Consider the following 7,251-nt stretch of genomic DNA (forward strand, 5'->3'; position numbering starts at 1 on the left):
AATGATAAAAGGAGAATCGTATGTTAAACGACCCGTCGCAAAAATATCGCCCCTTCCCGCAGGTGAATTTACCCGATCGCCAGTGGCCAGGAAATGTGCTCTGTAAAGCGCCGCAATGGTGTTCAAGTGATTTGCGTGACGGCAATCAGGCGCTTGCAGAACCCATGGATAATGCCCGTAAGCGTCAGTTTTTTGATTTGCTGGTGAAGTGTGGTTTTAAGCAGATTGAGGTGGCGTTTCCCTCGGCTTCACAAACCGATTTTGATTTTGTCCGCAGCCTGATTGAAGAGAAGCTCATCCCGGATGATGTGGTGATTCAGGTGCTGACGCCTTCGCGGCCGGATCTGATTGCCCGCACCTTTGAGGCACTCAAAGATGTGCCGCGTGCCATTGTGCATTTATATAACGCCACTGCGCCTGTGTTCCGTGAAGTGGTATTTAATCAGGATCAGGCCGCAACGCGTGAGCTGGCGGTTCGCGGCGCTCAGCAAATTCGTCAGTTGTGCGGACAATATTCGCAGACTGAATGGACGTTTGAGTATTCACCGGAAACCTTCTGCTTCACTGAACTGGAGTTTGCGCTGGAAGTGTGTGAAGCCGTGGCGGATGTCTGGAAACCGGGCAATGAAAGGCCGATGATCATTAATTTACCGGCAACAGTAGAAGTCAGCACACCGAATGTTTATGCCGACCAGATTGAATGGTTCTGCCGTCATTTCAGCCACCGCGAACAGGTTTCCATCAGCGTTCATCCGCACAATGACCGCGGAACCGGTGTGGCCTGTGCTGAGCTGGCGATGCTGGCCGGTGCCGACCGTGTGGAAGGATGTCTTTTTGGTAACGGTGAACGCACCGGCAACGTGGATATTGTGACGCTGGCGCTGAACCTTTACACGCAGGGCATCTCGCCGCAGCTGGATTTCAGCAATTTGCAGACGATTGTCGAGGCGGTGGAGGAATGTAACCAGTTACCGGTGCATCCGCGCCATCCGTATGCCGGTGAACTGGTGTTTACGGCATTTTCGGGCTCGCATCAGGACGCCATCAAAAAAGGGTTTGCTGCACAGAAAACATCAGAGAGCACGGTCTGGCGCGTGCCGTATCTGCCGTTAGATCCTGCGGATGTCGGTTGCAGTTATGAAGCGGTGATCCGCGTGAACAGCCAGTCCGGGAAAAGCGGGGCGGCCTGGTTGCTGGAACAGAATCACGGGCTGAAATTGCCGCGCGGTTTGCAAATTGATTTCAGTAAAGCGGTGCAGCGTGAAACCGATACGCATGGCAAGGAAATGAGCACCAGCGATATCTGGCGACTGTTCCGGCAGCGTTACGGGTTAACCGATCTGCCCGTGGTGAAATTGCTCAGTTATGACATCCGCAGCGATGAGCAAAACGTCTGCCATTTCAGTGCGCGGATCCGCTATCGTAATGAAGAACAACATATTACGGGTAGCGGTAACGGTTTGCTGTCCGGTGCAGCGGATGCATTGCGTCGCAGTTACGATGTGCTCCTGGAAATCGGCGATTATCATGAACATACGCTGGGACATCAGAGCCACAGTCGCGCGGTGGCGTATCTGAGCTGTCGGGGGGCGGTTGGGCGAAACGTGTTATGGCGTGGGGATTGACAGCGATGTGTCCAGTGCTTCATTGCAGGCACTGTTCAATGCAGCCAGCGCCATTATGACTGATTAAAATATTCGCTGGGTGAGACGCCAAGCGACCGGCGAAACATCGCACTGAAGGCACTCGGGCTGTCGTAGCCGAGTGCCAGCGCCACATCAATAACTGAAACGCCAACGGCAAGCTGGTTCAGTGCTTCGAGCAATTTTGCCTGGCGAACCCAGTCACTGAAACGTAATCCCGTTTCACGCTGGAAACGGCGTGAGAGCGTTCGGCTGCTGATATTCAGACGTTGCGCGACATCTTCCAGTTCCCACGTTGAACAAAGATCTGCACGAATTTGCTGGCAAAGCCCGCTCAGCTCCGGCTCGTTGGGTTCCGGCAGATAAAGAGGCAGTGTCGGCAACAGACGCAGTTCATCAAGCAATAATTCCATGATGCGTTCATCGCGCCCGCCGGGCAGATAATCGGCCGGAATAGTCAGCGAGGCCAAAATCAGTTCACGCAGCAGCGGAGAAATCTGCACTACCTGACATTGCGCAGGTAAGTCAGCACGGGCGAGGGGATCGACAAACAGCGTGCGGGCCTTTACACCGCCGATAAAACGCAGACTGTGTTCAACTTCTGCAGGCAGCCAGACCCCGCGCCCGGGCGGCACCATCCAGGTGCCGAGCGACGTATGCACTTCTACAATACCGGATAGCGTATGAATCAGTTGTGAGCAGTTGTGACTGTGGGCTGGCTCGCTGTCACCATGTTGATAATCAATAGCCAGAGGCGCAAGCACCTGATGCGGGGCAAGGAAGTTGTGATGCATTGATCAATGATTTTTCTGTTTTTTGGCGTCTTCTACGGCTTGTTTGGCTTCTTCTGCCGCTTTTTCAATTTCTTGTTCCGTCAGTTGTTCAGAAACTTCAAACAGTTCTCCCAGCCCGTCACTGACATGGACTTCGTCGGCTTTGCTTTTGTTTTCTTTATTCTTTTCGTCGCTCATGCTTATGTCCTCATTGAATGAATGCAGGGCATGATTATAGCAGACATTGCGGGGAATAACCGGGCGGAGAGAGGCAGAGCCTGTCAGGGTGACAGACTCTGAAATAGCATTACTGACGGTAAGCAAACTTGATTTGCTGCAGGGAATTTTTGAACACGGCAGCCTGCTGTTCGTCTTCCATCTGCGCGACAAAACGCTCCATGTTCAGCATCACTTTACCTGCATCAGCCTGGCCAATCGCTTTGAGGATCAGGGTCAGGGTGGCTTTCAGGCAGGCAACTTCTGTTGCCAGTGTTTCAACGTTTGCTTCAGTCGTAAAATCGCAATTACTCATTATTTGTATCCCCTCAGGCAAGCTGTCAGGCAGCGCACCGAATTCTGAACAGGTGAAAAGTGGCCGCATTTTAGCATAGTTGGCACGTTTTAGGGCAAGGCCAGAATGGCCGCTTAAAACGGGAGGTTAAGCGTCTGCATATAGTGTTTCCGGACAATGAGTAAAGAATACTAAACGTAATGGGGGATTGAGAATTTTTCATCTTTATGTGCAGACTTATTCATATAAGCCATCATCAATTCGTGCGATCGCAAATAATAATTGGATATATCATAGATATATGAAGTGACAGTGCTGACGCTTAAATAGCCAGCATGGCGTAAAGAGAGTTTCAGATATGAGTAAGGGCCTGGAGTTATTTACTTACCGCTTAAAAGAGACCGCAGATTTTTCTGCTTGATCTTTGATTAGACACGTATTTTTAATAATTTATTAATACAGTTGGTGGTACTTCTCATTTACATTCAGCAAAGTAGTTTTTTGCAGACATTCCTTGGTCAGGAACGTCTGATAGAGTAAAATACGCGGGCTATAATAAATAACTGTGTCTTTCTGCTTTAAAAATACTACCGATGAGCGGTAGTGGGGCGAGTTAGTTGATATTGGCCTCTTATTTGCCACCTTCTCTTCATTTATAAGCTGTCTGAGAGCAAATTTTTAATGTTCGATACGTAGGTTTACGTAAGACAAGCGTGAAGTCCCTGACGGTGTGTTGCCCTTATTTTTTGGAGAATTCTCTTTGATAAGCGTTCTTCTTGTTGATGACCACGAACTGGTGCGCGCAGGGATCCGACGCATTCTTGAAGATATCAAAGGCATCAAAGTTGTTGGTGAGGCGCAATGCGGTGAAGATGCCGTCAAATGGTGTCGCACCAATGACGTTGATATTGTCCTGATGGATATGAACATGCCAGGTATTGGCGGGCTTGAAGCGACCAAGAAAATTGTCCGCTTTTCGCCAGATATCAAGATCATCATGTTAACGATCTATACTGAAAACCCGCTACCGGCCAAAGTGATGCAGGCGGGGGCTTCCGGTTACCTGAGCAAAGGCGCAGCTCCACAGGAAGTGGTCAATGCTATCCGTCTGGTTGATTCGGGTCAGCGTTATATTGCCTCCGACATTGCTCAGCAAATGGCACTGAGCCAGATTGAACCACAATCTGAAACGCCTTTTGATTCCTTATCCGAGCGTGAACTGCAGATCATGCTGATGATCACTAAGGGACAAAAGGTCAATGAAATTTCTGAACAGCTGAACTTGAGCCCGAAGACAGTTAACAGTTATCGTTATCGGATGTTTAGTAAATTAAATATCAGCGGTGATGTTGAGTTAACACATCTGGCAATCCGGCACGGTTTGTTCAATACGGAGACTTTATCAGGCAGTGAGTGATGAGCGTTTCGACCCAAAAGCCTTTTTGAAAACGGTCACCAGCCAGCCTGGCGTCTACAGAATGTATGACGCCAGCGGCACCGTAATCTACGTAGGTAAAGCCAAAGACCTCAAAAAACGTCTTTCGAGTTATTTTCGCGTCCAGGTTTCAAGCCGCAAAACCGAAACGCTGGTCAAAAACATCGCGCAAATCGATGTGACGGTGACCCACACGGAAACCGAAGCGCTGCTCCTCGAACATAATTACATCAAACTTTATCAGCCGCGTTATAACGTATTGTTACGCGATGATAAGTCGTATCCGCTGATCTTCCTCAGCGCGGATAATCATCCAAGACTTTCAGTTCACCGCGGTGCTAAGCACGCCAAAGGCGAGTATTTCGGGCCTTTTCCTAATTCCTATGCCGTGCGCGAAACACTGGCGCTGCTGCAAAAACTTTTCCCGATCCGCCAGTGTGAAAACAGCGTATACAGCAACCGTTCGCGCCCTTGTCTGCAATATCAGATTGGTCGCTGTCTGGGGCCGTGTGTCAAAGGGCTGGTGAGTGAGGAAGATTATAAAGATCAGGTGGAATACGTTCGCCTTTTCCTGTCCGGTAAAGACCAGCAGGTCGTCACACAGCTCGTAAACCGCATGGAAGAAGCCAGTAAAGCGCTGCGCTTCGAAGATGCCGGGCGGATAAGAGATCAAATTCAGGCTGTACGCCGCGTGACAGAGCGTCAGTTCGTGTCGGGTAACAGCGAAGATCTGGATGTGATCGGCGTGGGCTTCGAGTCAGGTATGGCATGTCTGCACGTTCTGTTTATCCGTCAGGGCAAAGTACTGGGCAGCCGCAGTTATTTCCCGAAAGTACCAGGCGGCACCGATCTGGGCGAAGTGGTGCAGACCTTCGTTGGACAATTCTATTTGCAGGGCAGTCAGCAACGGACACTGCCCGGCGAAATTCTGCTGGATTTCAGTCTGGCGGAAAAAGATCTGCTGGCAGATTCGCTCAGCGAACTGGCCGGGCGCAAAGTGCAGATTCAGAGTAAGCCGCGGGGCGACCGTGCCCGTTATCTGAAACTGGCGCGCACCAATGCCTCTGCTGCACTGACGACCAAACTGGCGCAGCAGTCGACAATCCATCAGCGGCTGTCTGAACTGGCAAAAACACTGAATCTTGCGGAAATTAACCGTATGGAATGCTTCGACATCAGCCATACTATGGGCGAGCAGACAGTCGCTTCCTGCGTGGTTTTTGACGGCAATGGCCCGGTGCGTTCTGAATACCGACGCTACAACATTACCGGCATTACGCCCGGCGATGATTACGCGGCGATGGCGCAGGTATTGCAGCGTCGCTATGGTAAGACGCTCGATGACAATAAAATTCCTGACGTTATCTTTATTGATGGCGGCAAAGGGCAACTCGGCATGGCGCTGGATGTGTTTCATTCGCTGAATGTGGAGTGGGACAAATCCAAACCTTTACTGATTGGTATCGCGAAAGGTGCGGATCGTAAGGCCGGGCTCGAAACGCTGTTCTTTGTGCCGGAAGGTGAAGGGATTGCGTTACCCGCTGATTCGCCAGCGTTGCATGTCATCCAGCATATTCGTGATGACTCGCATAACCATGCGATTACCGGCCACCGGCAGAGACGTGCGAAAGTCCGTACGACCAGTGCGCTGGAAGAAATTGAAGGCGTCGGGCCGAAGCGGCGTCAGGTTTTACTGAAATACATGGGAGGCATTCAGCCATTACTGAATGCCAGCGTAGAGGAAATTGCACAGGTACCGGGTATTTCTATCGCATTGGCAGAAAAGATTCATAATGCGTTGAAACACTAAAGGCAATGTAGCAACATACTCATAATATCCACACCGGACAAACAGTTACCTTCGCTATGCAATTTAATATACCTACGTGCCTCACCCTGTTCCGCGTTGTACTGATACCGTTCTTCGTGCTGGCTTTTTATCTGCCTTATCCATGGGCATCAATGGTCTGTGCGTTGATTTTCGTTTTTGCTGCCGTGACCGACTGGTTTGATGGCTATCTGGCACGCCGCTGGAAGCAAACGACGCGTTTCGGTGCATTCCTTGATCCGGTAGCCGATAAAGTGATGGTGGCGATCGCGCTGGTGCTGGTGGCTGAATATTTTCACTCCTGGTGGATTACGTTACCGGCTGCGACCATGATTGCCCGCGAAATCATTATTTCCGCGCTACGTGAGTGGATGGCTGAGATTGGAAAACGCAGCAGTGTGGCGGTTTCATTGATCGGGAAAGTGAAAACCACGGCGCAGATGCTGTCGCTGGTCGCGCTGTTGTGGCGTCCTGATGCTATTGTGGTCTGGGTTGGCGTGGTTGCACTTTATATTGCTGCAGTGCTGACTTTCTGGTCAATGTTCCAATATCTCAACGCTGCGCGCCATGATTTGCTGGAACCCTGATCAAACTGCCGTAAAAAACGTCAAACGAACGCATGAAGCAGATAATTTTATTGACTCAATCCGTCAGGTCAGTAGAATGCAACGCATCGGAAGGCAGCCAGTCTTGTGCCAGAAGATTAGTTAAAAAAATCAGTACGTTCTGATTAAAGCGGGAATAGCTCAGTTGGTAGAGCACGACCTTGCCAAGGTCGGGGTCGCGAGTTCGAGTCTCGTTTCCCGCTCCAAATTTTCTTAAACTGGTTCGTGAATTGGTTTAAGTGCAAGACAAGTAGTAAGATTTAAGGCGCGTTAACAAAGCGGTTATGTAGCGGATTGCAAATCCGCCTAGTCCGGTTCGACTCCGGAACGCGCCTCCAATTTTCCCGGAGCCCGGGTGGTGGAATCGGTAGACACAAGGGATTTAAAATCCCTCGGCTTATGGCTGTACGAGTTCAAGTCTCGTCCCGGGTACCATGGGAAAATTAGCTGAATAAT

General features: G+C 50.3%; 7 protein-coding genes and 3 tRNA genes. 7 read left to right on the plus strand and 3 right to left on the minus strand.

Annotated features, from left to right (window positions below; translation table 11 throughout):
- The first annotated feature begins 20 nt into the window (after positions 1-20).
- A complete protein-coding gene (gene leuA, locus UC14_RS16720) occupies positions 21-1,625 on the plus strand; it encodes a 2-isopropylmalate synthase (protein WP_370447485.1) in 1,605 nt (534 codons plus the stop codon).
- Between the two features lie 53 nt (positions 1,626-1,678).
- Here the strand turns inward: leuA and UC14_RS16725 are convergent, their stop codons facing one another.
- The 3 genes from UC14_RS16725 to UC14_RS16730 form a co-directional block, all read right to left on the minus strand.
- Complete coding sequence (locus UC14_RS16725) at positions 1,679-2,437, minus strand: helix-turn-helix transcriptional regulator (RefSeq protein ID WP_112151624.1); 759 nt, start codon at positions 2,435-2,437, stop codon at positions 1,679-1,681.
- 3 nt (positions 2,438-2,440) lie between these two features.
- On the minus strand, positions 2,441-2,614 hold the full coding sequence (locus UC14_RS26875) for a hypothetical protein (protein ID WP_013576298.1): 174 nt from the start codon (positions 2,612-2,614) through the stop codon (positions 2,441-2,443).
- A 109-nt stretch (positions 2,615-2,723) separates the two neighbouring features.
- Complete coding sequence (locus UC14_RS16730) at positions 2,724-2,948, minus strand: DUF2594 family protein (protein WP_037037254.1); 225 nt, start codon at positions 2,946-2,948, stop codon at positions 2,724-2,726.
- 739 nt (positions 2,949-3,687) lie between these two features.
- Between UC14_RS16730 and uvrY the strand changes: the two genes are divergently transcribed.
- The 6 genes from uvrY to UC14_RS16760 all read left to right on the plus strand — a co-directional run bounded on the left by uvrY (position 3,688) and on the right by UC14_RS16760 (position 7,230).
- A complete protein-coding gene (gene uvrY / locus UC14_RS16735) occupies positions 3,688-4,344 on the plus strand; it encodes a UvrY/SirA/GacA family response regulator transcription factor (RefSeq protein ID WP_013576296.1) in 657 nt (218 codons plus the stop codon).
- On the plus strand, positions 4,337-6,172 hold the full coding sequence (uvrC, locus tag UC14_RS16740; RefSeq protein WP_013576295.1) for an excinuclease ABC subunit UvrC: 1,836 nt from the start codon (positions 4,337-4,339) through the stop codon (positions 6,170-6,172). The genes uvrY and uvrC overlap by 8 nt, the downstream gene beginning before the upstream one ends.
- Before the next feature lie 56 nt (positions 6,173-6,228).
- Entirely contained in the window at positions 6,229-6,777 is a 549-nt protein-coding gene (gene pgsA, locus UC14_RS16745) for a CDP-diacylglycerol--glycerol-3-phosphate 3-phosphatidyltransferase (RefSeq protein ID WP_112198070.1), read from the plus strand.
- 148 nt (positions 6,778-6,925) lie between these two features.
- Positions 6,926-7,001 (plus strand) — tRNA-Gly (locus tag UC14_RS16750).
- 58 nt (positions 7,002-7,059) lie between these two features.
- Positions 7,060-7,133, plus strand: a tRNA-Cys gene (locus tag UC14_RS16755).
- A gap of 11 nt (positions 7,134-7,144) precedes the next feature.
- Positions 7,145-7,230 (plus strand) — tRNA-Leu (locus tag UC14_RS16760).
- The last annotated feature ends 21 nt before the right edge of the window (positions 7,231-7,251 follow it).

This window comes from Rahnella sp. NRRL B-41462 (assembly GCF_003263525.1).
GTDB classification, from domain to species: Bacteria; Pseudomonadota; Gammaproteobacteria; order Enterobacterales; family Enterobacteriaceae; genus Rahnella; species Rahnella aceris.